Consider the following 19,707-nt stretch of genomic DNA (forward strand, 5'->3'; position numbering starts at 1 on the left):
TCAGGGTTCCTGGACTTGCCGCACAGCCTGCAGCAGGGCCGCTGGCGTCAGCGAGAAATGCGCGGCGACGGCCGCGGGAGAAGGATCGGGAAGGCGGGGCACGTGGCCCCAGCAAGGCGCCCCAAGGCGGGCGGCCAGCGCGGCGACATTGTCGGCCACATGCGGCTGATGCGGATCGGCCGTGTTGGCCACCCAGCCGGCCAGGCGCAGGCCGCGGGCGCGGACGGCCTCGGCCGTCAGCAGCGCGTGGTTGATGCAGCCCAGGCGCAGGCCCACGACCAGCAGCACGGGCAGGGCGAGGTCCACGGCGAGGTCGGCGGTGTCGTAGGCGTCGTTGAGGGGCACGCGGAAGCCGCCCACGCCTTCGACCAGGGCCAGCTCGCCGAGCCGTGCGCTGGCGCGGATGGCAGCCAGCAGCGGTTCGCGGTCCAGCGTCTTGCCTTCGAGACGTGCCGCGATGTGCGGCGCGCAGGGCTCACGGAACTGCACGGGGCCCACCTGCGCGGGCGTCAGGCCCAGGCGTTGGGCGGCGTGCAGCTGCTGCACATCCTCGTTGACCCACTGGCCTTGCGCGTCCTGCACCTGGCCCGCGGCCAGGGACTTCACCGGCACCACGCGCGCACCGGCCTCGGCCAGGGCGTGGGTGAGCCCCGCGGTGATGCAGGTCTTGCCGATCTCGGTGTCGGTGCCGGTGATGAACAGGCCCTGGAAGCGGACGCTCATGCCGCCGCCCTTTCCATGTCGGCCGCTGCAGTTTCGAGCGCGGCCAGCAGGCGATCGACGTCGGCCGCGGTATGCGTCGCGCACAGCGTGATGCGCAGGCGCGCCTCGCCCACGGCGACGGTCGGCGGACGGATGCCGGGCACCCGCAGGCCTTCGCGCTCCAGGCGCGCGGCCAGCTGCATCACCTCGGCGTTGCCGCCCACGATCAGCGGGCGCACGGGTGTCTCGCTGGGCGCCAGGCGCCAGGGCAGGCCGCGGTGGCGCTTGAGCAGGGCCTTGATGCCCTGGGCCAGCTGCTGCTGCAGGGCCTTCAGGTGCTCACGGCGCGCCTGGCCGATCTCGCTCTCGATGAGGTCGAAGCTGGTCAGCAGCGCATGCTCCACGGCGGGCGGCGAGGCGGTCGAGAAGATGTAGTTGCGCGCCGCCTGCAGCAGGTACTCGGTGATGGTCTCGTGAGCGACGACGAAGGCGCCGGCCAGGCCCGCGGCCTTGCCCAGGGTGCCGACGAGGATCAGGCGCTCGCTGCGCAGGTCGAAGTGCTCCAGCGAGCCCCGGCCCTTCGCACCCAGCACGCCGAAGCCATGGGCGTCATCGACGATCAGCCAGGCGTCGAACTCCTCGGCCAGTGCCAGCAGCGCGGGCAGCGGGGCGATGTCGCCGTCCATGCTGAAGACGGCATCGGTGACGATCAGCTTGACCTTGGCCGTGCTGGCCGCCAGCAGGTCGCGCAGGCCGGCGACATCGGCATGGCCGTAGCGCGTGGTCCTGGCGCGGGCCAGGCGCGTGCCGTCGATCAGGGAGGCGTGGTTGAGGCTCTCGGAGAAGATCTCTGCCTCGACGTCGCCCAGCGCCGTCACCACGGCCAGATTGGCCATGTAGCCGGTGCAGAAGCCCAGCGCGCGAGCGTGGGGGATGTGGGGCGAGAACCAGTCGGCCAGGGTGTCGGTCACGCGCTTGTGCGCGACCGAATGGCCGCTGACCAGGGGCGAGGCCCCGCTGCCGCCGCCATAGAGCCGCGCGCCTTCGGCCAGGGCCTCGGCAATGCGCGGATGGGCGGCCAGGCCCAGGTAGTCATTGCTGCAGAACATCAGCAGCTCGCGGGCAATGCCATCGGCGCCGCGCACGGTCTGGTGCGGCGCGGTGGGGCTTTCCGCCTCGCGCAGGAAACGGGTCAGGGACTGCGCTTCAATGGCGCGCAGCTTGGATTGCAGGTGATCAAGCAACATCGGATTCAGGGAAGAGATCGGCCAGGGTGCGACGCACCGCCTCCGCCAGCCAGCGCGCCACGGAGGCGTCGATCAGGTAGGGCGGCATCAGGTAGACCGTGCGGCCAATGGGGCGGATCAGCAGCTCATGCCGCCGCGCGGCCAGGTGGAAGGCCTCGGCAAAGCCCGCAGGCGCCTCCTCCACGTCAAAGGCCAGAATCATGCCCTGCTGGCGCAGATGGGCCACGCGCGCATGCTTCGCCAGCGGGGCAAAGGCCTCGGCCAATTGCGAAGCCTGTTCTGCGTTGTGCTGGAGCTGGCCGGCATCGAAGCGGTCCAGCACGGCGTTGGCCGCGGCGCAGGCAAGCGCATTGCCGGTGTAGGAGTGCGAATGCAGGAAGCCGCGGGTGACGTCCTCGGACCAGAAGGCGCGGTAGATGGCGTCGGTGGTGAGCACCAGCGACAAGGGCAGCGTGCCGGCGGTGATGCCCTTCGAGAGCAGGATGAAGTCAGGCCACCGGGACTGCTCGCCCCCACGCTCGCTCGCAAGCGAGCTGCTCCCCACGGGGGCTTCGCCAGCTTGGGACGGCCCGGCGCTGGCGAGCTCGCCGGCTGTCAGCGTGTGCTGCCACGCAAAGAACTGCCCCGTCCGCCCGCAGCCCACGGCGATCTCGTCGGCGATCAGGTGCACGCCGAATTCGCGGGTCATCGCCCGCACCTGGCGCAGGTAGTGCGGCGAATGCATCACCATGCCGGCCGCGCCCTGCACCAGGGGCTCGAGGATCACGGCGGCGATGTGGGCATGGCGCTCGGCCAGCAGCGTGCGCAGCGCGGTCAGTGCCGCGGCCTCGTTGCCCAGGCGGCTGTCGGGCGAGTCCACGATGTGGGCGCGCATCAGCAGGGGGTCGTAGGCATCGCGGAAGATGGCGACGTCGGTCACGGCCAGCGCACCGATGGTCTCGCCGTGGTAGCCGTTCCTGAGGCACACGAACTCGCGCTTCTCGGCCTGGCCCAGGTTGCGCCAGCTGTGGAAGCTCTGCTTCAGCGCGATCTCCACCGCGCTGGCGCCGTCGCTGCCGAAGAAGACGTGGCCCAGCGCGCCGCCCGTGCGTGCGCTCAGGCGCTCGGCCAGGCGGATGGCGGGCTCATGCGTGCAGCCAGCCAGCATCACGTGCGGCAGGGTGTCCAGCTGCTGCTTGATGGCGGCGTTGATGCCGGCGTCCGCATGACCGAAGAGGTTGACCCACCAGGAGCTGTTGGCGTCGAAGTAGCGCTGGCCGTCGAAGTCGAAGAGCCAGGCCCCCTCGCCACGGGCGATGGGCAGGGGCGGCACGCGCTCGGCGCGCGCCATCTGCGTGCAGGGGTGCCACACCGCGTCGAGGCTGCGGCGTTGCAAGGCGGCGGTGGAGCGGTCGTCAGCCATGGTCCGGGGTCAGGCGAGCCACGACGGCTTGGACTTGTTCAGGAAGCTCTGCACGCCTTCACGGCCCTCGGCGGACGCTCGGATGTCGGCGATGCGGCGCGCGGTGTCGTCGCGCAGCTGCGGCGTGATCTCATGATGGGCGACGTCCTGGACCAGCCGCTTGCAGGCGCGCACGGCGGCCGGGCCGTTGGCGCACAGCGCGTCGACCAGCGACTGCACCTTGGCGTCCAGCGTCTCGGGCGTGGCCAGCTCATGCACCAGACCCAGCCGGTGGGCCTCGGCGGCGCCGAAGCGCTCGGCGGTCACGAAGTAGCGGCGCGAGGCCTGCTCGCCCAGCGCACGCACGACGTACGGGCCGATGGTGGCCGGCAGCAGCCCCAGCTTGGCCTCGGACAGGCAGAAGCCCGCGCCCTCCACCGCCACGACCATGTCGCACACCGAAACCAGACCCACGCCGCCGGCGTAGACATCGCCCTGCACGCGGGCGATCACGGGCACGGGGCAGCTGTAGATCGTCCAGAGCATCTCGGCCAGGCGGCTGGCATCGGCGTGGTTCTCGTCCCAGCTATAGCCTGCCATGGCCTTCATCCAGTTGAGATCGGCCCCGGCGCAGAAGGCCTTGCCCTCGGCGGCGAGCACGATGGCGCGCAGGGCCAGGTCTTGCCCCAGCGTGGCGAAGGCCGCGGTCAGCTCGGCGATGACGCCCTCGTTGAAGGCGTTGCGCACATCGGGGCGGTTGAGGGTGACGCGCGCCACGTGGCCCTCGCGTTCGATCTTGAGCGTGCTCGTCATGGGGTTCTCTCGTCAGTGCTTCCAGACCTTGAGGCCGCGGTGGACCTCCAGGGCGTCGAAGTCGCGGTCCTTGTGCAGCAGGGCGTAGTCGTTCTCGATGCAGAAGGTGGCCAGCAGGACGTCGATGGGGCTGCGCACCGTGTAGCCCTGGGCGCGCAGATTGCGGTAATGGTCGACAGCGGCCATGGCCAGCGCCTCGCCGCCGGTGGTCTCGACGGCCAGGCTCTGCATCAGCAGCGTGGCCTGGCGCAGTTCGCGCGGGTGGCGGAAGCCGCGCAGGACCTCGAACAGCACCAGGTCCGGCACCACGAGGCGCAGCTCGCCCTGCTCCAGCAGCGCGGACAGCTGATCGACGGCCGGGTGCGCGGCACCCGAGAAGAAGTCGATCCAGACGCTGGAATCAACGACGAGCACGGCGCTCCCCCGGAGCCGGTTCGTGGACGGCCAGCGGCGCGGACTCGGGCGCGGCGGCCCAGTCGACGTCATCACCGCCTTCCCACTTGAGCTTGCCGCGCCACTTGAGCAGCTCGCGGTAGGCCGCCTGGCGCGCCAGCAGCTTCAGCCCGGCCTCGACCGCTTCCTTCTTGGTCTTGAAGGGGCCGGCCTGCAGGGCCTTCGCCATCAGCTCGTCATCGATCTCGATATTCGTGCGCATGATGTGTACGTTTTCCTGAAGGAGCACACATTGTATACATCACATGCGGAAGACGCCGAACTTGGCGTCCGGGATGGGCGCGTTCAGCGAGGCGGAAAGACCCAGGGCCAGCACGCGGCGGGTGTCGGCCGGGTCGATGACGCCGTCGTCCCAGAGGCGGGCGCTGGCGTAGTAGGGGTGGCCCTGGTCCTCGTACTGCTGGCGGATGGGGGCCTTGAAGGCCTCTTCCTCGTCGGCGCTCCACTGGCCGCCCTTGGCCTCGATGCCGTCGCGCTTGACCGTGGCCAGCACGCTGGCCGCCTGCTCGCCGCCCATCACCGAAATGCGGGCGTTGGGCCACATCCAGAGGAAGCGGGGCGAGTAGGCGCGGCCGCACATGCCGTAGTTCCCGGCGCCGAACGAGCCGCCGATGATCACGGTGAACTTCGGCACGTTGGCGCAGGCCACGGCCGTCACCATCTTGGCGCCGGCGCGGGCGATGCCCTCGTTCTCGTACTTGCGGCCCACCATGAAGCCCGTGATGTTCTGCAGGAAGACCAGCGGGATCTTGCGCTGGCAGCACAGCTCGATGAAGTGCGCGCCCTTGTTGGCGCTCTCGGCGAAGAGGATGCCGTTGTTGGCCACGATGCCCACGGGCATGCCCTCGATGTGGGCAAAGCCGCAGACCAGGGTGTTGCCGTAGCGGGCCTTGAACTCGTCGAAGGCGGAGCCGTCCACGATGCGGGCGATGACCTCGCGCACGTCGAAGGGCTTGCGGGTGTCCGTGGGGATCACGCCGTGCAGCTCGGCCGGGTCGAACAGCGGGGCCTGGGGCGCCTGCAGACGCAGGGGCTGGGGCTTGGTGCGGTTCAGGCTGGCGACCACGTTGCGGGCCAGGGCCAGGGCGTGGGTGTCGTTTTCGGCCAGGTGGTCGGCCACGCCGGAGAGGCGGGTGTGGACGTCGCCGCCGCCCAGGTCCTCAGCGCTCACCACCTCGCCGGTGGCAGCCTTCACCAGGGGCGGGCCGCCCAGGAAGATGGTGCCCTGGTTCTTGACGATGATGGTCTCGTCGCTCATGGCCGGCACATAGGCGCCGCCGGCGGTGCAGGAGCCCATCACCACGGCGATCTGCGGGATGCCCTGGGCCGAGAGATTGGCCTGGTTGTAGAAGATGCGGCCGAAGTGGTCGCGGTCCGGGAAGACCTCGTCCTGGTTGGGCAGGTTGGCGCCGCCGGAGTCCACCAGGTAGACGCAAGGCAGCTTGTTCTGCTCGGCGATCTCCTGGGCGCGCAGGTGCTTCTTGACGGTGACGGGGTAGTAGGTACCGCCCTTGACCGTGGCGTCATTGCAGACGATCACGCACTCCACGCCGTTGACGCGGCCGATGCCGGCGATCATGCCGCCGCCCGGCGCGGCGTTGTCGTACATATTCAGGCCGGCCAGGGGCGCGATCTCCAGGAAGGGCGTGCCGGGGTCCAGCAGCATCTCCACGCGGTCGCGCGGCAGCAGCTTGCCGCGGGCCGTGTGCTTGGCGCGGGCCGCCTCGCCGCCACCCTCGGCGATCTTGGCCAGGCGGGCGTTGAGGTCGGCGATCAAGGCCTGCATGGCCTCGGCATTGGCCTTGAAATCGGCGGAGCGCGCGTTGAGCTTGCTGTGCAGCACGGACATGGTGTCTCCTGGCGGGCGGGGTGCGGAGCCTGATCTGAGTCAAGCTCAATTCATCATGTGAAACCCATTGAATCGTGTTCGCCGGGTTCGCGAAGCCAAGAGGATACGACAGAGGAACGACCCCCAGCAAGCAAGACTTGAGTTCAACTCAGAATTTCGGGGAGAATGGCCCGCATGAGCTCCCCCGCCCACAGCGCCATCCCCCTCGCCCCCGCGGCGCCGCCTGCCATGCAGCGCCGCGCGCCCGCCGGCGCCAAGGCCGAGCAGCGGGTGCGGGACATCCTGCGCGTGGGCCGCGAGGTCTTCGCCGCCAAGGGCTACGAGCGGGCCACCACCATCGAGATCGCCAAGCGCCTGGGCATCTCCGAGGCCACCGTCTTCACCTACTTCCGCGGCAAGCGCGAGCTGTGCATGCGGGTGATCGCCGACTGGTACGACGAGATCATCGAGGCCATCGAGCAGGGCCTGCCCCGCGAGGCGCCCATCCGCGAGCAGCTGGAGTTCGTGGTCCACACCCATCTGCGGCTGTTCCTGATCCAGGGCACGGGCCTGTGCGAGCTGGTGCTTTCCGAAGGCCGCAAGCGCGAGGCCGACATCACCGGCGGCAGCGAGTTCGGCGAGGCCTTCATCGAGCTGCAGCGCCGCTACACCGCGCCGCTGATGGAGCTGCTCTCGCGCGGCCAGCAGCGCGGGCAGGTGCGTCAGGACATCCCCCTGCGCATGCTGCGCTCCCTGGTCTTCGGCCCCATGGAGCACATGCTGTGGGAGGTGATCATCGCCGGGCGGCAGATCAATGTGGATCAGAGCGCGCGCGACCTCGTCGCCCTGCTGTGGCCCGCCCTGCAGGCGCCGGACGAGGAGCTGCTGCGCCTGCGCGGCCTGAAGGACGCACTGCAGCGCGCCCTCGAACAGGCTTGATCGGCCCCATGAAAAAACGCCCCGGCGGGGCGTCTGTGGGGCGAGGCGGCCGAGGGCTCAGCCTTCGAGCTTGGTGAGGCCCAGCAGCCCCTCGCGGGTGGAGTCGCGCACCTTGGGGCCGATCCACACCTTCATCATCATCGGGAAGAAGGCTTCGCCGGCAATCGGGTCACCCAGGCGCTTGCCATTGAGCGAGAACTCGGTGTTCTTCTCCACCGGGTTGTAGTCGATCACCACGAGGTCGCCCTTGCTGACCTTGCTGCGCTGGCCGAAGACGGCGCCCAGCTGCGAGGTGGCGATCACATTGGCCGAGAACTCCTCGGTCGTCACGTTCTGGCGGATGCGGTCCAGCATGGCATTGGCCAGGTCCTTGGCGGACACGGCACGCAGCATGTAGAACTGGATGCGCTTGGGGCCCTTGACGCCGGTGGCGCCATCCATGGTCGTCTGCTTGCTGGGCAGGTAGAAGGCCACGACGGTGGAACGCGTCGAGAGAATGCTGGACGCCGCCACGCCGTTGAGCACCAGGGTCTGGTTGCCCACGGCGGCGGTGGCCGGGAATTCGAAGCCTTCGAACTTGACATCGCTCGCCTGTGCGGCACCGGCCAGCAGGAGCAGGCCCATCGCGAGGGGTCGCAGGTATTGCAGCATCTTGTCTCCTTGACATGCGGCAGCGCCACATCGGGAAGGTACTGCCAGGGCGCGGATTATGAAGAAGTGCGCCTCGACGCGCAGCAGGCCGGGGCGGCAAGATTGCGCAAGACGCCGCGATTCGGCAGTCCTCTCTAGCCGGATCGCTGTGCATTTCACGCCAAGGCTGGCAGCATCCGCCCCATTCCCCCGTGTTGCCGCTCGACGCCGATTCCCCCGGCGTCTGCGGCCGCATGCTTTCCAAACCCGGCTTTCAGGACCACCCATGAAGAAGTACACCCTGGCCCTCCTCGCTGCCCTGGCCCCCATGGGCTCTGCGCTGGCCACCGAAAACGGCCAGCTGCGCGCGCTGCTGGGCGCCCCCAGCTACGAGCTCGCCACGCCCCAGTTCCCCGGCTGGTACGGCCAGCTCTGGCTGCAGCACTACAGCGCCCGCCGCCTCAAGGGCGACGACGGCCAGGCCCTGCAGACGCAGGCCGCCACCCCGCTGGGCACGCTGCCGGTGCAGATCCAGGGCGAGATCGAGGCCGATGTCTTCGTGGCCCGCGGCACCTGGGTCACCGAGAAGCTGGTGGCCGACGGCCGCCTGGGCTTCTCCGCCACCCTGCCCCTGGTGCGCCAGCGCAATGACATCCACCTGAGCGCCACCCTGCCCGCCGGCGCGCCGGCCGGTGCCGCCGCCGCCGTGCAGAACCTGCTGGACCAGCAGGGCGCCCAACGCTCCGGCAGCAAGAGCGGCCAGGGCGACCTGGACCTCGCCGGCTTCGTGGACTGGCAGCAGGACGACAGCCGCCTGGTCCTGGGCCTCAGCGTGGTCGCCCCCACCGGCGCCTACGACGCCCAGCGGGCCGTGAACCCCGGTGCCGGCAAGTTCTGGACGGTGCGCCCGCTGGTGCTGGCGTCCAAGGTCTGGGAGAACGGCCTGGAGCTGGGCCTGCGCGCCACCTATTCGGTCAACACCCGCAACACCGACACCGAGGTGCGCTCCGGCCAGTACCTGCATGCCGACTACGCCGCCATGTACCGCGTCAACGACGCCTGGCGCCTGGGCCTGCAGGGCTATCTGGTCGAGCAGACCACGAACGACAACGGCCCCGGCGTGGCCGCCGGCGGCAACAAGGCCCGCGTGCGCGCCCTGGGCCCCATGCTGGCCTACGTGTCCGAAGACGGCGTGTGGTCGGCCGACGTGAAGGTGCTGAAGGAATTCGCCGTGCGCAACCGCCCCCAGGGCACGACCACCTGGGTGCGCCTGAACCTGCGACTGGACTGAACCCCGGGCGCGCGCCACTGAGGCGCCGTGAACGAAAAAAGGCCGGGCATCTGCCCGGCCTTTTGCTTGGGAGAGCCGCGAAACCGCGGCCGCCCTCAGCAGGATCAATAGAAGGTGTACTCGGCGCTCAGGCGCAGCATGCGGCCCTGCACGTCCTCGCGGTCCGGCGGAATGATGCCGCCAACACCGAAGCCGCGGTAGTCCACCGGCGGACGGGTGTCGAGCAGGTTGCGGACGTTGGCACTCAGGCGCAGCGCCTTGATGGGGCTGTAGCTGATGTTGTAGTCCACGCGCGAGTAGGCGCCATAGCGGCACTGGTCTTCAGCCAGGCCCTTGGTCTTGGCGCAGTCCGCCACGGTCCATGCGGCCGAGTTGAAGTCGCTGTTGAGGGCCGTGCTGTTCTGGTAGTGGAAGCTCAGCTGCTGAGCCACCTTGCCCAGGCTGTGCGACAGCGCCAGCTTGGACTTCCAGCGCGGGTAGGTGTAGCGGCCCGCCAGGTTGTCGCCGTAGCCACCGTTCGTGCCCAGCAGCGGGCTCCAGTTCTTCAGCTGGATCAGGTAGGTCAGGTCCAGGTCCAGGCCCAGGGTGCCGATGTCGGTCGAGCGCTGCGCCTTGAAGCCCAGGTCGATGCCCGAGGTCTTGGTGCGGAACAGGTTCTCGAAGCTGGCCACCACCGAGGACAGACGGCCGGCGGTCACGCCGTACTTGGCCTGCGCTGCGGCGTCGAAGATGGGATCGTTGGCCAGGCTGTCGCGGTTGACGATGCCGGGCGCCAGGGTGTCCTCGACGTTCAGCAGGTCATTGGTGGACTTGCGGCCGATCTCGTCCTTGCGAACGATGTGCCAGTAGTCGACGGTCACCGACACGTCCTTGGCCGGCGAGAAGGCCATGCCCAGGGTGCGGCTGACCGAGGTCTCGGGCTTCAGGTCCGGGTTGTGGGCCACGATGCTGGCGACGCCGCGCGAGCACTCGCCCACCACGTTGTCAGCCTTGGCGATCAGCAGCTGCTTGTTCGGATCGCTGTTGGGCAGCTTGGCGGCATCGGCCTTCAGGTCGCGGGCGTAGTCCGTGGCGGCCTTGCAGCGCTTCGGGTCGTTGACGCCGTTGTTGAAGGCGAACTTGGTCGAGGGGGCGCTCTCGGTCAGGTTCGGGGCGCGGAAGCCGCTTTCGATCGTGCCGCGGAACAGCAGGTCACGCATCGGCTGGAAGCGGGCGCTCAGCTTGGGCGAGAAGTGGGCCGAGATGCCGGGGAACTTGTCCACGCGGCCGGCGGCCTGCAGCTCCAGGGACTTGAACACCGGGATGTTCGCCTCGCCGAAGAAGGCCGAGAAGCTGCGCGAGGCATTGGCGCTGACCGAGCCGTAGCCGACGATGTCGCCGTTCTGCAGGCCACCGGTCGGGGTGATCTTCATTTCCTCGCGGCGCACTTCGGCACCGGCGGCGAAGCCGATCGGGCCGGCCGGCAGGTTGCCCACTTCACCCGACACGCGGGCGTCGGCGAAGTACTGCGTGATGCGGGCGTCGTAGCCGAACACCGGGAAGAGCTTGTTCAGCACTTCGGCGCTGTTCTGCTGGCCGATCTTGTAGCCGTTGGGCTTGTTGAAGAAGTCAGCATCCAGCACCGGCTTGGTGTAGTCACCGATGACTTCCTTGAAGCCCTTCACGCTGAAGGAGCCGCGCTGGTCCGAACGGGTCTTGCCACCCATGGCGCCGACGGCGGTCTCCCAGTCGTAGTTGCCCGTCGTGCCCTTCAGGCCGGCCAGCACGCGGTACTGGTCGGTGGTGGAGCGCTTGCTGGCGTCGGAGTCGACGAAGCGATAGCGGAATTCGGCCTCGGCACCCGTGTTGTTCAGCGGGTGGCCGGCGGGCAGGCCGCGGTCACGGTAGCTCAACAGGCCGTTGGTGCTGGGATCCCCCCACACCGTGGCGCCCAGGGCCGAGCCATAGGCCGGGTGCGCGCTCTGGTAGCTGGTCTTGTTGCGGGCGAACACGGCCTCGGCGAAGCCTTGCAGGTCCGCGTTGAACTGGTACTTGCCAGAAACGATGCCCGTCACGCGGTCCGACGAGGGCTGGGCCTCGAAGCGCTCGTAGCGGTTGTACTGGCACAGGCCGTTGATGATGCTGGACTCGGCGCAGCCAGTCACCGGCACCAGGCCCAGCTTGCCGTTGGGCAGCTTGGACATCACGTTGCCCGGATAGGAATAGCTCGAGGGGGTGCCGTAGCCGCTGGAGTACTTGCCGTAGGCCGGGTTCACGTCGTCCAGCACCTCGTTCCACATCACCGTCTCGCGGGTGTAGACGTCGACGTTGGCCAGCACGTTGAAGCGGTCCTTGGCCAGATCGCCAAAGCCGGCGGTCAGGGTGACGGCCTTGTTGTCGAAGCGCTGGTTCTGCAGCGAGGTCTCGGACGTGACCTTGCCGATCAGACCCTGGAAGTCGCGGCGGGTGATGATGTTGATCACACCGGCCACGGCATCCGAACCGTACAGCGAGGAGCCGCCGCTGCGCAGGATTTCCACGCGCTCCACGGCTTCCACCGGCAGGGTGTCGATGTTGGTGAAGACCTGGTTGTAGTCGGCCAGCGGGTAGGAGGCCACGCGGCGGAAGTTCAGCAGGATCAGGGTGGACTGCTTGCCCAGGTTGCGCAGCGAGGCCGAGCTGGCGCCGCCGGCGAAGTTGTTGCTGCCACCGAGGTCGCTGAGGCTGCCGGTGCTGGCGGCGAGCTGACCGATCAGCTCACGGACGGTGCCGGCACCGCTCTTGGCGATGTCCTCACGACGCACCACTTGCACCGGAGACGAACCCTCGGCATCCACACGCTTGATGTGGCTGCCGATGATTTCAACCCGTTCCAGCTGTTGCGGCTCAGCGGCGCTGGCTGCACCACAGCTCAGGCTGCTGGCGATGGCAATGCTGGTCAGGGCCAGCTTGCCCTGACGATCGATATAGCGAGACATGGGAAACCCTCTGTTCAACGAGCCCCTCACTGCGGCGAGGGGCGTTCTTGGTGTTGCGCCCGCCGGAACCGCAAAGGGCCCCCACAGCTGAGCGAGGGGCAATTGTTTCACCAGCTTTACAAACAACGCAGCACATCGGCACAAAGAGCCGCATTTCGATGCGTGTTAGCTACAGGCAAACCCTGTGCTTCACAGTACGAACATCAAATCAAGGGCAAACCCTGATTCCTCAGGGCGGCGCGCTCAGCCAGCAGCGGGTGGGTAGCCCGCCTCGCTCAGCAGGGCGGCCAGGCGGGCGTCGTCCAGACGGCTCTGAACCTGCACCGTGCGGGCCTCGCGCTGGAACTCCAGGCGGACCTCGGGATCGGCGGCCTTCAGGGCCTCGGTGATGGCGGCCACGCAATGGCCGCAGCTCATGTCGGGAAGGTGGAAGCTGCTCATGATGGGTTCCTCACGGGTTCGATGACGGCCGCAGCTTAATCATTCCCATCATGGCAAGGTCAAGCCGCTGGCGGCTTTCCTCACTGCCCGAACGGGCATCGTCGGGCGCTTGACCTTACCATCAGGTGAAGCTTGAGACTGCAGCCATGAACACATCCGCCACCCTGAGCCTGCCCGTCACGGGCATGAGCTGCGCGTCCTGCGTCAAACGTGTTGAGCGCCTGCTGGGACAGGTGCCCGGCGTCAGCGCCGTCACGGTCAATCTGGCCACCGAACAGGCCGACCTCAGCGGCCAGCCCAGTCTGCAGGACCTGGCCCAGGCCCTGCGCAAGGGGGGCTACGGCCTGCGCGAGAGGCAATGGCAGCTGCACATCACGGGCATGACCTGCGCGTCCTGCGTCGGCCGCATCGAGAAGGTGCTGCGCAAGCTGCCGGGGGTGCTGGAGGCCAGCGTCAACCTGGCGACAGAGACCGCCAGCGTGCGTGCCCTGTCCAACACCGACAGCGACGCCCTCATCGCCGCCATCACCCAGGCCGGCTATGGGGCCCGCCTGCTGGACGACGGCAGCGAGCCGGCGGGCGAGGAGCCACAAAGCCTCTGGCAGTCCCTGCAGGAGGGGCGGCTGGGCCTGGTCCTCGCCGTGCTGCTGAGCCTGCCCCTGGTCCTGCCCATGGTGGGCATGCTCTGGGGCGCCCACTGGATGCTCAACGGCTGGATCCAGCTGGTCCTGGCCACGCCGGTGCAGTTCCTGATGGGCGCGCGCTTCTATCGCAAGGGCTGGGCCGCACTGAAGGCCGGCAGCGGCACCATGGACCTGCTGGTCGCCCTGGGCACCAGCGCAGCCTACGGACTCTCGGTCTACGAGCTGCTGCGCCACGGCCCCATGAGCATGTCGCTGTACTTCGAATCCGCTGCCGTGGTCATCACGCTCGTGCTGCTGGGCAAGCACCTGGAGGCCCGCGCCAAGCACCGCACCACCGAGGCCATCCGCGCCCTGCGCCAGCTGCGCCCCGAGACCGCCCGCAAGCGCCGCGCCGACGGCAGCGAGCAGGAGCTGCCCGTGGCCGCCCTGATGCTGGGCGACCGCGTGGTGGTGCGGCCGGGCGAGCGCATCCCGGTCGACGGCACCGTGCTGGAAGGCGCCAGTCATGTGGATGAGTCCCTGATCACGGGCGAGAGCCTGCCCGTGCCGAGGGGCGTGGGCGAGGCCGTCATCGGCGGCGCCGTCAATGGCGAGGGCCTGCTGCTGCTGGAGGTGCGTGCGCTGGGTGCGGAGTCGACGCTGTCGCGCATCGTGCGCCTGGTTGAATCGGCGCAGGCGGGCAAGGCGCCCATCCAGCGTCTGGTCGACCAGGTCAGCGCCGTCTTCGTGCCGGTGGTGGTGGTCCTGGCCGTCCTGACCCTGCTGGCCTGGGGCTTCGGCACCGGCGACTGGGAACGCGCCCTGCTGCATGCCGTGGCGGTGCTGGTCATCGCCTGCCCCTGCGCCCTGGGCCTGGCGACGCCTGCCGCGCTGATGGCCGGCACCGGCGTGGCGGCACGCCGCGGCCTGCTGATCAAGGACGCAGAGGCGCTGGAGCTGGCCCGCAAGCTGCAGGTCGTCGCCTTCGACAAGACCGGCACGCTCACCGAAGGTCACCCCAGGCTGCTGGACCTGCAGGCCAGCCCCCTCATCGACGACACCGGCCTGCTGCGCCTGGCGGCCATCCTGCAGCAGGGCAGCGAGCACCCGCTGGCCAAGGCGGTGCTGGCCTCGTGGCAGGCACGCCCGGAAGGCGGGGGTCAGGTCTTGCCAAAGCCCACCGATTTCCGTGCCGTGGCCGGCCGCGGGCTGGAGGCCATGCTCGAGAACGAGCGCTTGATGCTCGGCAGCAGCCGCTACATGCAGGAGCTGGGCGTGGACCTCGGCGCCCTGCAGGACCGCGCGCAGGCCCTGCAGTCGCAGGGGCGGACCCTCTCCTGGCTGGCTCGCCGCACGGAGGCGGCTGCGGCGCCCGAGCTGCTGGGCCTGCTGGCCTTCGGCGACCCGGTCAAGCCGAGCTCCCGCGAGGCCATCGCGCAGCTGCGCCGGCTGGGGGTGCGCACCGTGCTGCTGAGCGGAGACAACCGCGGTGCCGCCGAAGCCGTGGGGCGCGAGCTGGGCCTGGACGAAGTGCACGCCGAGGTGCTGCCTGAGCACAAGGCCCAGCAGGTGACCGCGCTCAAGGCCGGTGGCCAGTGCGTGGCCATGGTGGGCGACGGCATCAACGACGCGCCGGCGCTGGCCGCCGCCGACGTGGGCCTGGCCATGGGCAGCGGCACCGACGTCGCCATGCACGCCGCCGGCATCACCCTGATGCGCTCGGATCCGCGTCTGGTGGCCGAGGCCATTGCCCTGTCGCGGCGCACCGTGGCCAAGATCCGCCAGAACCTCTTCTGGGCCTTTGCCTACAACGTCGTGGGCATCCCGCTGGCGGCACTGGGCCTGCTCAGCCCCGTGATCGCGGGCGCGGCCATGGCGCTGTCCAGTGTCACCGTGATCAGCAATGCGCTGCTGCTGCAGCGCTGGAGGCCGCGCGAATGAACGGACTGCTCAACATCGGCGAAGCCGCGGCCCGCTCTGGCGTGTCGGCCAAGATGCTGCGCCATTACGAGAGCCTGGGGCTGCTGGGCGAGGTCTCGCGCACCGACGCCGGCTACCGCCAGTACAGCGAGCGCGAGGTCCACATCCTGCGCTTCATCCGCCGCGGGCGGGACCTCGGCTTCTCCATGGCCGAGATCGCCGAGCTGCTGAAGCTGTGGCAGGACCGGCGCCGTGCCAGCAGCCAGGTCAAGAAGATCGCGCAGGCCCACATCGCCGACCTGGACCGCCGACTGGCAGAGATGCAGGCCATGCGCCAGACCCTGCTGCAGCTGACCCAGTGCTGCCATGGGGACGAGCGCCCCGACTGCCCCATCCTGGACGGCCTGGCAGGAGGGCCGGCCGCCGAGTGAAGCGGCCGGGGGCAGCCGCTGACTCAGGCCGCCAGCGCCGCCAGCAGGGTGTTCTTGAGATCCTGCCGTCCCAGGCGCGCCGGGCGTGAGCCGTCGGGCACGCCGATGTCGAAGCGGAAGTCCTCGTCCACCAGCTCGATCCAGCGGCGCAGGCCGTAGCGCTCCCGCAGGCGGGCGGCGAAGTCGGTCATGCCGGACGCGTCGGCGGGAATGCCAGAGACCAGCGCATTCCAGCCCGGATCGGCGCCGGCAAGCAGCTCACGCGCCTGGTCCAGGTTGGCCAGGCAATCACAGGCCAGGCCGGCCTGGCCCAGCAGGCGGGCGCTCTCGACGCGGCTGGGCTCATGCGGATCCAGGACCAGCACCCGCAGGGCCCGGTCCAGGCGGCGGCGCGGCAGGCGTTCGTCCTCGACGCTCTCGGGCTCGGCGTCGAGATGTCCCAGGTGCAGTGTCAGGTCCACCGTGCCGGCGTGCTGACCTTCGCGCCGCTCCAGGGCCCAGCCTCGCGCCCGGGCCAGCAGGCGCAGCAGCTGCCAGTGGAGCTCGTCCTCGCTGGCCGCCTGGCCCACGCCCGACAGGCGCAACACCTGGCGCGACTCGTCGAGGGCCGCCACACCGAGGCGCACATCGCGCCCGCCCGACAGACCATGGCCCAGCATCAGGTCCAGGGCGTGCTGCAGAAGACCGGCGTCCAGCGACTGGACCAGGGCGGGCCCAGCCTGCAGCTCGGCCTGCAACCCGGCCTTCTGCCAGGCCGGTTGCCACTGCTGCAGGGCCTGGGCGGCCGCGGCCTGCAGGTCCACGGGCTCGGCTGCTGCCGGCCGGGTGCCCCGCAAGGCATGGACCAGGGCCTGCATCTCCAGGCCCAGCTGCTCCAGCTCGGTGCCTGCCTGCAGGACGAGCCCCGGATCACCGGCCGCGGCCTGGAGCCGCAGGGCATGGCGGGCCAGCCATTCGCCCAGGCTGCTCAGCAGAAGGGCCGGCACTTCGAGGCTCAGGGGGCCGGCCAGGAGGGCGGAGGCGGGTGTCGGCTTCATCGGGGGCTCCTTCAGGTCACAGGTGATTCACTGGTTGCTGGCGGCCAGCACCTCGGGGAGGTCGGTCAGGCCGGCCAGCACCTTCTCGATGCCGTCCTGGCGCAGGGTGCGCATGCCCGACTGCAGGGCCAGCTGGAACATCTCGGCGGCCGGGGCGCGGCGCCGCACCAGGATGCGCAGCGCGTCGTCGGCCACCAGCAGCTCGTGGATGCCCAGGCGCCCGCGGTAGCCCGTGCCGCCGCAGGCATCGCAGCCATGGTGGCGGTACTGCATCAGCTGGCCGCCGACGCCGAAGCGATCGCGCCAATGGGCCAGCAGGGCATCGGGAGACAGGCCCGGCGGGGGCGTCTGCAGGTAGAGCTGGGCCAGGGAGTGCGCGGCCCGCTCGTCCAGGGGCTCCACCACGCGGCAGTCGCGGCACAGGCGGCGCACCAGGCGCTGGGCCAGCACGGCCAGCAGCGAGTCCGAGAACATGAAGGGGTCCAGGCCGATCTCCAGCAGCCGCGTCACACTCTCGGGCGCCGAGTTGGTGTGCAGGGTGGACATCACCAGGTGGCCGGTCAGCGAGGCCTCGATGGCGATGCGCGCGGTCTCCTCGTCGCGCATCTCGCCGATCATGATCACGTCCGGATCGGCCCGCAGAAAGGTGCGCATGGCCGCCGCGAAGGTCCAGCCGATGCGGGCATTGACCTGCACCTGGCGCAGGCCCTCCTGGGTGATCTCGATGGGGTCCTCGGCCGTCCAGATCTTGCGCTTGTCCTCGTTGAGCTCGCGCATCACCGAGTGCAGGGTGGTGGTCTTGCCGCAGCCCGTGGGGCCGCAGATCAGCAGCAGGCCGTAGGACTTGCTCATCACCCGCCGCAGCCCCTCCAGATTGCTCAGGGAGAGCCCGATCTCGTCCAGCGGCAGCGGCTTCATGCCGCCCAGCAGGCGCAGCACCACGTCTTCCAGGCCGGTGTTGGTGGGCACCGTCACCAGGCGCAGCTCGACGGGCGGACCGCCGAAGCGGCTGAAGTCGATCTTGCCGTCCTGGGGGCGGCGGTGCTCGGAGATGTCCAGGTCCGCCATGATCTTCAGGCGGGCGACCAGCGCGAAGCGCACGCGGCTGGGCAGCTCCAGATAGCGCAGCAGGTCACCGTCGATGCGCAGGCGGATGCGCACGGGGCGCGGCGCATCGGAGGCTTCGATGTGGATGTCCGAGGCGCCCAGCTCGATGGCATCGGCGATGAGGCGGTTGACCAGGCGCACCAGCGTGTTGTCCGACTCGGCCACCACGCCCACCTCGGTGTCGCCCGACACGTTCTCGGCCTCCGCCAGCTGCTGGGCCAGCTCGCGGATGGTGGCGGCCTGGGCGGCCGGCGCGATGGCCCTGTCCGGCATCTCGCCCGATGATTTGGCGATGCCGGCCAGGTCCTGCTGGTAGGCCCGGGCAATGGCGGGGAGCAGGGTGCCAGGCCGCGCCAGCACCGGCTTCACATGCAGCTCGGAGACGAAGCGCAGCACCTCCAGCAGGTGCTGGTCCCAGGGGTCCGCCACGGCGACCACCAGCACGTCGGCCCGCACCATCAGCGGGCAGACCGACTCTCGCAGCGCGATCATGCGCGGGATCTGGGCCAGGGCATCGGGCTCGGGCCGCACGCAGCCCAGGTCCACGGTGGGCACGCCCTGCCAGGCGGCCAGCATCTGGCGCAGCTGGGCCGGGGTCAGCACGCCGTCCTTGACCAGCTGCTCGCCGAGGGGCACATGGGGCACGGCGCCCAGCTGCCGGCCCAGGGCCCGCTGCAGCTGCGGGCGGCTCAGCAGACCGGCCTCGATCAAGGCCTCGCCCAGGCGCGCGGCGCGGGCCACGGGGCCGCCCTGCATCTGCTGCCAGAGCTGGTCCAGATCGGTGTGGACCTGTGTGCTGGTCCGGGCGCCGCCGGGCGAGGCGGCATGGGCCAGGGCGTCCAGAGCGGCGGGGACGGTGTCGTGCTCGTACTGCAAATTCGTGCTCATGCAACAAAGTGTGAACGCACGGGCGCACGTCGCACAATGTGCAAATTGCGCCGGCGCCACGACTCGCTGCACTAGCCTCGCAGTTCTTGAGCAATGTCAATCGAGGCGGACCGCCCCCGGAGCGGGCCTCAGGCCAGGCGGCCGCTCTGGAAGTCGCGCACCGCCTGCATGAGCTCCGCCTCGGTGTTCATCACGAAGGGGCCGTACTGCGCGATGGGCTCGCCCAGGGGCCGGCCGGCGATCAGCAACAGCCGCGCGCCCTCCTCGCCCGCCTGCAGGCGCACGCCGTCGCTGCCCGGCGTGTTGGCCATGATGGCCATGCGCTGCTGCGGCACGGTGCAGCCGCTGTCGAAGCGCACGGCGCCGCGGTAGACGTAGACAAACGCGTTGTGGCTGTCCGGCAGGGCGTGCTCGAAGCGGGCGCCGGGCGGCAGGTGCACGTCCAGATAGACGGGCTCGGTGTGCTCGCGCTGTACCGCGCCCGCCACGCCGCGGTGCTCGCCGGCGATGACGCGCACCACCACGCCCTCGCCTTCCCACTGCGGGATCTCGCTGCTCGGGATGTCGCGGTACCAGGGCTCGCAGAGCTTGTTGCGGCCCGGCAGGTTGAGCCACAGCTGGAAGCCCTCCATGCGGCCCGCTTCCTGCTCCGGCAGCTCGGAATGGATCACCCCGCGACCCGCCGTCATCCACTGCACGCCGCCGCTCTGCAGCAGGCCCTCGTGGCCGGCCGAATCGCGATGGCGCATGCGGCCTTCCAGCATGTAGGTGATGGTCTCGAAGCCGCGGTGCGGGTGGTCGGGGAAGCCGGCGATGTAGTCGTCGGCCTGGTCGGAGCCGAAGGCGTCCAGCATCAGGAAGGGGTCCAGGCGCTGCTGCAGGGGGTGGGTCAGCACCCGGGTCAGCTTGACGCCCGCGCCATCGCTGGTGGGCTGGCCGGTGACCAGGCGTTCGACCTGGCGCGGCTGGTTCAAGGTCTGCTGCAGGGTTTGCAGGCTGGCTTGCATGAGGACTCTCCT

General features: G+C 69.7%; 17 protein-coding genes. 4 read left to right on the forward strand and 13 right to left on the reverse strand.

What is annotated here, in order from left to right; translation table 11 throughout:
- Genes bioD through O9Y01_RS05170 form a run of 7 tightly spaced genes read right to left on the reverse strand, consistent with a single transcriptional unit; the run spans nucleotide 1 to nucleotide 6,445 of the window.
- Complete coding sequence (bioD, locus tag O9Y01_RS05140; RefSeq protein WP_269630417.1) at nucleotides 1-723, reverse strand: dethiobiotin synthase; 723 nt, start codon at nucleotides 721-723, stop codon at nucleotides 1-3.
- Nucleotides 720-1,949 (reverse strand): 8-amino-7-oxononanoate synthase, encoded by a 1,230-nt coding sequence (locus tag O9Y01_RS05145; protein WP_269630418.1) that lies wholly within the window; start codon nucleotides 1,947-1,949, stop codon nucleotides 720-722. Before O9Y01_RS05145 ends, bioD begins: the two co-directional genes overlap by 4 nt.
- Entirely contained in the window at nucleotides 1,939-3,351 is a 1,413-nt protein-coding gene (locus tag O9Y01_RS05150) for an aminotransferase class III-fold pyridoxal phosphate-dependent enzyme (RefSeq protein ID WP_269630419.1), read from the reverse strand. Before O9Y01_RS05150 ends, O9Y01_RS05145 begins: the two co-directional genes overlap by 11 nt.
- A gap of 9 nt (nucleotides 3,352-3,360) precedes the next feature.
- On the reverse strand, nucleotides 3,361-4,143 hold the full coding sequence (locus O9Y01_RS05155; protein WP_269630420.1) for an enoyl-CoA hydratase/isomerase family protein: 783 nt from the start codon (nucleotides 4,141-4,143) through the stop codon (nucleotides 3,361-3,363).
- A gap of 12 nt (nucleotides 4,144-4,155) precedes the next feature.
- Complete coding sequence (gene vapC / locus O9Y01_RS05160; RefSeq protein WP_269630421.1) at nucleotides 4,156-4,557, reverse strand: type II toxin-antitoxin system VapC family toxin; 402 nt, start codon at nucleotides 4,555-4,557, stop codon at nucleotides 4,156-4,158.
- Nucleotides 4,544-4,798, reverse strand: coding sequence for a type II toxin-antitoxin system VapB family antitoxin (locus O9Y01_RS05165; RefSeq protein ID WP_269630422.1), 255 nt, complete (start codon nucleotides 4,796-4,798; stop codon nucleotides 4,544-4,546). The genes vapC and O9Y01_RS05165 overlap by 14 nt, the downstream gene beginning before the upstream one ends.
- Nucleotides 4,799-4,837: 39 nt before the next feature.
- The gene (locus tag O9Y01_RS05170; RefSeq protein WP_269630423.1) at nucleotides 4,838-6,445 is read right to left on the reverse strand and encodes a carboxyl transferase domain-containing protein; all 1,608 of its coding nucleotides are present in this window, start codon (nucleotides 6,443-6,445) and stop codon (nucleotides 4,838-4,840) included.
- A gap of 174 nt (nucleotides 6,446-6,619) precedes the next feature.
- Here O9Y01_RS05170 and O9Y01_RS05175 point away from each other — a divergent pair, with 174 nt between their 5' ends.
- Nucleotides 6,620-7,363, forward strand: coding sequence for a TetR/AcrR family transcriptional regulator (locus O9Y01_RS05175; RefSeq protein ID WP_269630424.1), 744 nt, complete (start codon nucleotides 6,620-6,622; stop codon nucleotides 7,361-7,363).
- A gap of 57 nt (nucleotides 7,364-7,420) precedes the next feature.
- Here the strand turns inward: O9Y01_RS05175 and O9Y01_RS05180 are convergent, their stop codons facing one another.
- Nucleotides 7,421-8,014: a chalcone isomerase family protein gene (locus tag O9Y01_RS05180; RefSeq protein WP_269630425.1), complete on the reverse strand. Its 594-nt coding sequence runs from the start codon at nucleotides 8,012-8,014 to the stop codon at nucleotides 7,421-7,423.
- A 265-nt stretch (nucleotides 8,015-8,279) separates the two neighbouring features.
- On the opposite strand from O9Y01_RS05180, the gene O9Y01_RS05185 reads away from it, so the two are divergent.
- Nucleotides 8,280-9,284, forward strand: coding sequence for a SphA family protein (locus O9Y01_RS05185; protein WP_269630426.1), 1,005 nt, complete (start codon nucleotides 8,280-8,282; stop codon nucleotides 9,282-9,284).
- Nucleotides 9,285-9,388: 104 nt separating this feature from the next.
- Here the strand turns inward: O9Y01_RS05185 and O9Y01_RS05190 are convergent, their stop codons facing one another.
- Both O9Y01_RS05190 and O9Y01_RS05195 read right to left on the reverse strand, forming a co-directional pair.
- The gene (locus O9Y01_RS05190) at nucleotides 9,389-12,241 is read right to left on the reverse strand and encodes a TonB-dependent receptor domain-containing protein (RefSeq protein WP_269630427.1); all 2,853 of its coding nucleotides are present in this window, start codon (nucleotides 12,239-12,241) and stop codon (nucleotides 9,389-9,391) included.
- 243 nt (nucleotides 12,242-12,484) lie between these two features.
- Nucleotides 12,485-12,682 carry a heavy-metal-associated domain-containing protein gene (locus O9Y01_RS05195; RefSeq protein ID WP_183105683.1) on the reverse strand — a complete coding sequence of 66 codons (198 nt, stop codon included), beginning with the start codon at nucleotides 12,680-12,682 and terminating at the stop codon, nucleotides 12,485-12,487.
- 146 nt (nucleotides 12,683-12,828) lie between these two features.
- Between O9Y01_RS05195 and O9Y01_RS05200 the strand changes: the two genes are divergently transcribed.
- Nucleotides 12,829-15,246, forward strand: coding sequence for a heavy metal translocating P-type ATPase (locus O9Y01_RS05200; RefSeq protein ID WP_269630428.1), 2,418 nt, complete (start codon nucleotides 12,829-12,831; stop codon nucleotides 15,244-15,246).
- Nucleotides 15,243-15,656, forward strand: a complete 414-nt coding sequence (gene cueR / locus O9Y01_RS05205) for a Cu(I)-responsive transcriptional regulator (RefSeq protein ID WP_183105681.1) — start codon at nucleotides 15,243-15,245, stop codon at nucleotides 15,654-15,656. Before O9Y01_RS05200 ends, cueR begins: the two co-directional genes overlap by 4 nt.
- Nucleotides 15,657-15,679: 23 nt before the next feature.
- Here cueR and O9Y01_RS05210 read toward each other — a convergent pair whose 3' ends face one another.
- From O9Y01_RS05210 to O9Y01_RS05220, 3 genes are all read right to left on the reverse strand, one after another.
- The gene (locus O9Y01_RS05210) at nucleotides 15,680-16,693 is read right to left on the reverse strand and encodes a hypothetical protein (RefSeq protein ID WP_269630429.1); all 1,014 of its coding nucleotides are present in this window, start codon (nucleotides 16,691-16,693) and stop codon (nucleotides 15,680-15,682) included.
- Nucleotides 16,694-16,720: 27 nt separating this feature from the next.
- Entirely contained in the window at nucleotides 16,721-18,688 is a 1,968-nt protein-coding gene (locus O9Y01_RS05215) for a GspE/PulE family protein (protein ID WP_269630430.1), read from the reverse strand.
- Between the two features lie 128 nt (nucleotides 18,689-18,816).
- Complete coding sequence (locus tag O9Y01_RS05220) at nucleotides 18,817-19,683, reverse strand: pirin family protein (protein ID WP_269630552.1); 867 nt, start codon at nucleotides 19,681-19,683, stop codon at nucleotides 18,817-18,819.
- Between the last annotated feature and the right edge of the window lie 24 nt (nucleotides 19,684-19,707).

This window comes from Pelomonas sp. BJYL3, from assembly GCF_027257975.1.
Classification (GTDB): Bacteria; Pseudomonadota; Gammaproteobacteria; order Burkholderiales; family Burkholderiaceae_C; genus Roseateles_B; species Roseateles_B flavus.

What these genes read in the sequence shown, in the direction of transcription:
- O9Y01_RS05175 (WP_269630424.1), top strand. Translation starts at nt 6,620, where the DNA reads ATGAGCTCCCCCGCCCACAGCGCCATCCCCCTCGCCCCCGCGGCGCCG.
- O9Y01_RS05180 (WP_269630425.1), bottom strand. Translation starts at nt 8,014, where the DNA reads ATGCTGCAATACCTGCGACCCCTCGCGATGGGCCTGCTCCTGCTGGCC.
- O9Y01_RS05145 (WP_269630418.1), bottom strand. Translation starts at nt 1,949, where the DNA reads ATGTTGCTTGATCACCTGCAATCCAAGCTGCGCGCCATTGAAGCGCAG.
- O9Y01_RS05195 (WP_183105683.1), bottom strand. Translation starts at nt 12,682, where the DNA reads ATGAGCAGCTTCCACCTTCCCGACATGAGCTGCGGCCATTGCGTGGCC.
- cueR (WP_183105681.1), top strand. Translation starts at nt 15,243, where the DNA reads ATGAACGGACTGCTCAACATCGGCGAAGCCGCGGCCCGCTCTGGCGTG.
- bioD (WP_269630417.1), bottom strand. Translation starts at nt 723, where the DNA reads ATGAGCGTCCGCTTCCAGGGCCTGTTCATCACCGGCACCGACACCGAG.
- O9Y01_RS05150 (WP_269630419.1), bottom strand. Translation starts at nt 3,351, where the DNA reads ATGGCTGACGACCGCTCCACCGCCGCCTTGCAACGCCGCAGCCTCGAC.
- O9Y01_RS05215 (WP_269630430.1), bottom strand. Translation starts at nt 18,688, where the DNA reads ATGAGCACGAATTTGCAGTACGAGCACGACACCGTCCCCGCCGCTCTG.
- O9Y01_RS05185 (WP_269630426.1), top strand. Translation starts at nt 8,280, where the DNA reads ATGAAGAAGTACACCCTGGCCCTCCTCGCTGCCCTGGCCCCCATGGGC.
- O9Y01_RS05210 (WP_269630429.1), bottom strand. Translation starts at nt 16,693, where the DNA reads ATGAAGCCGACACCCGCCTCCGCCCTCCTGGCCGGCCCCCTGAGCCTC.
- O9Y01_RS05165 (WP_269630422.1), bottom strand. Translation starts at nt 4,798, where the DNA reads ATGCGCACGAATATCGAGATCGATGACGAGCTGATGGCGAAGGCCCTG.
- O9Y01_RS05200 (WP_269630428.1), top strand. Translation starts at nt 12,829, where the DNA reads ATGAACACATCCGCCACCCTGAGCCTGCCCGTCACGGGCATGAGCTGC.
- O9Y01_RS05170 (WP_269630423.1), bottom strand. Translation starts at nt 6,445, where the DNA reads ATGTCCGTGCTGCACAGCAAGCTCAACGCGCGCTCCGCCGATTTCAAG.
- O9Y01_RS05190 (WP_269630427.1), bottom strand. Translation starts at nt 12,241, where the DNA reads ATGTCTCGCTATATCGATCGTCAGGGCAAGCTGGCCCTGACCAGCATT.
- O9Y01_RS05155 (WP_269630420.1), bottom strand. Translation starts at nt 4,143, where the DNA reads ATGACGAGCACGCTCAAGATCGAACGCGAGGGCCACGTGGCGCGCGTC.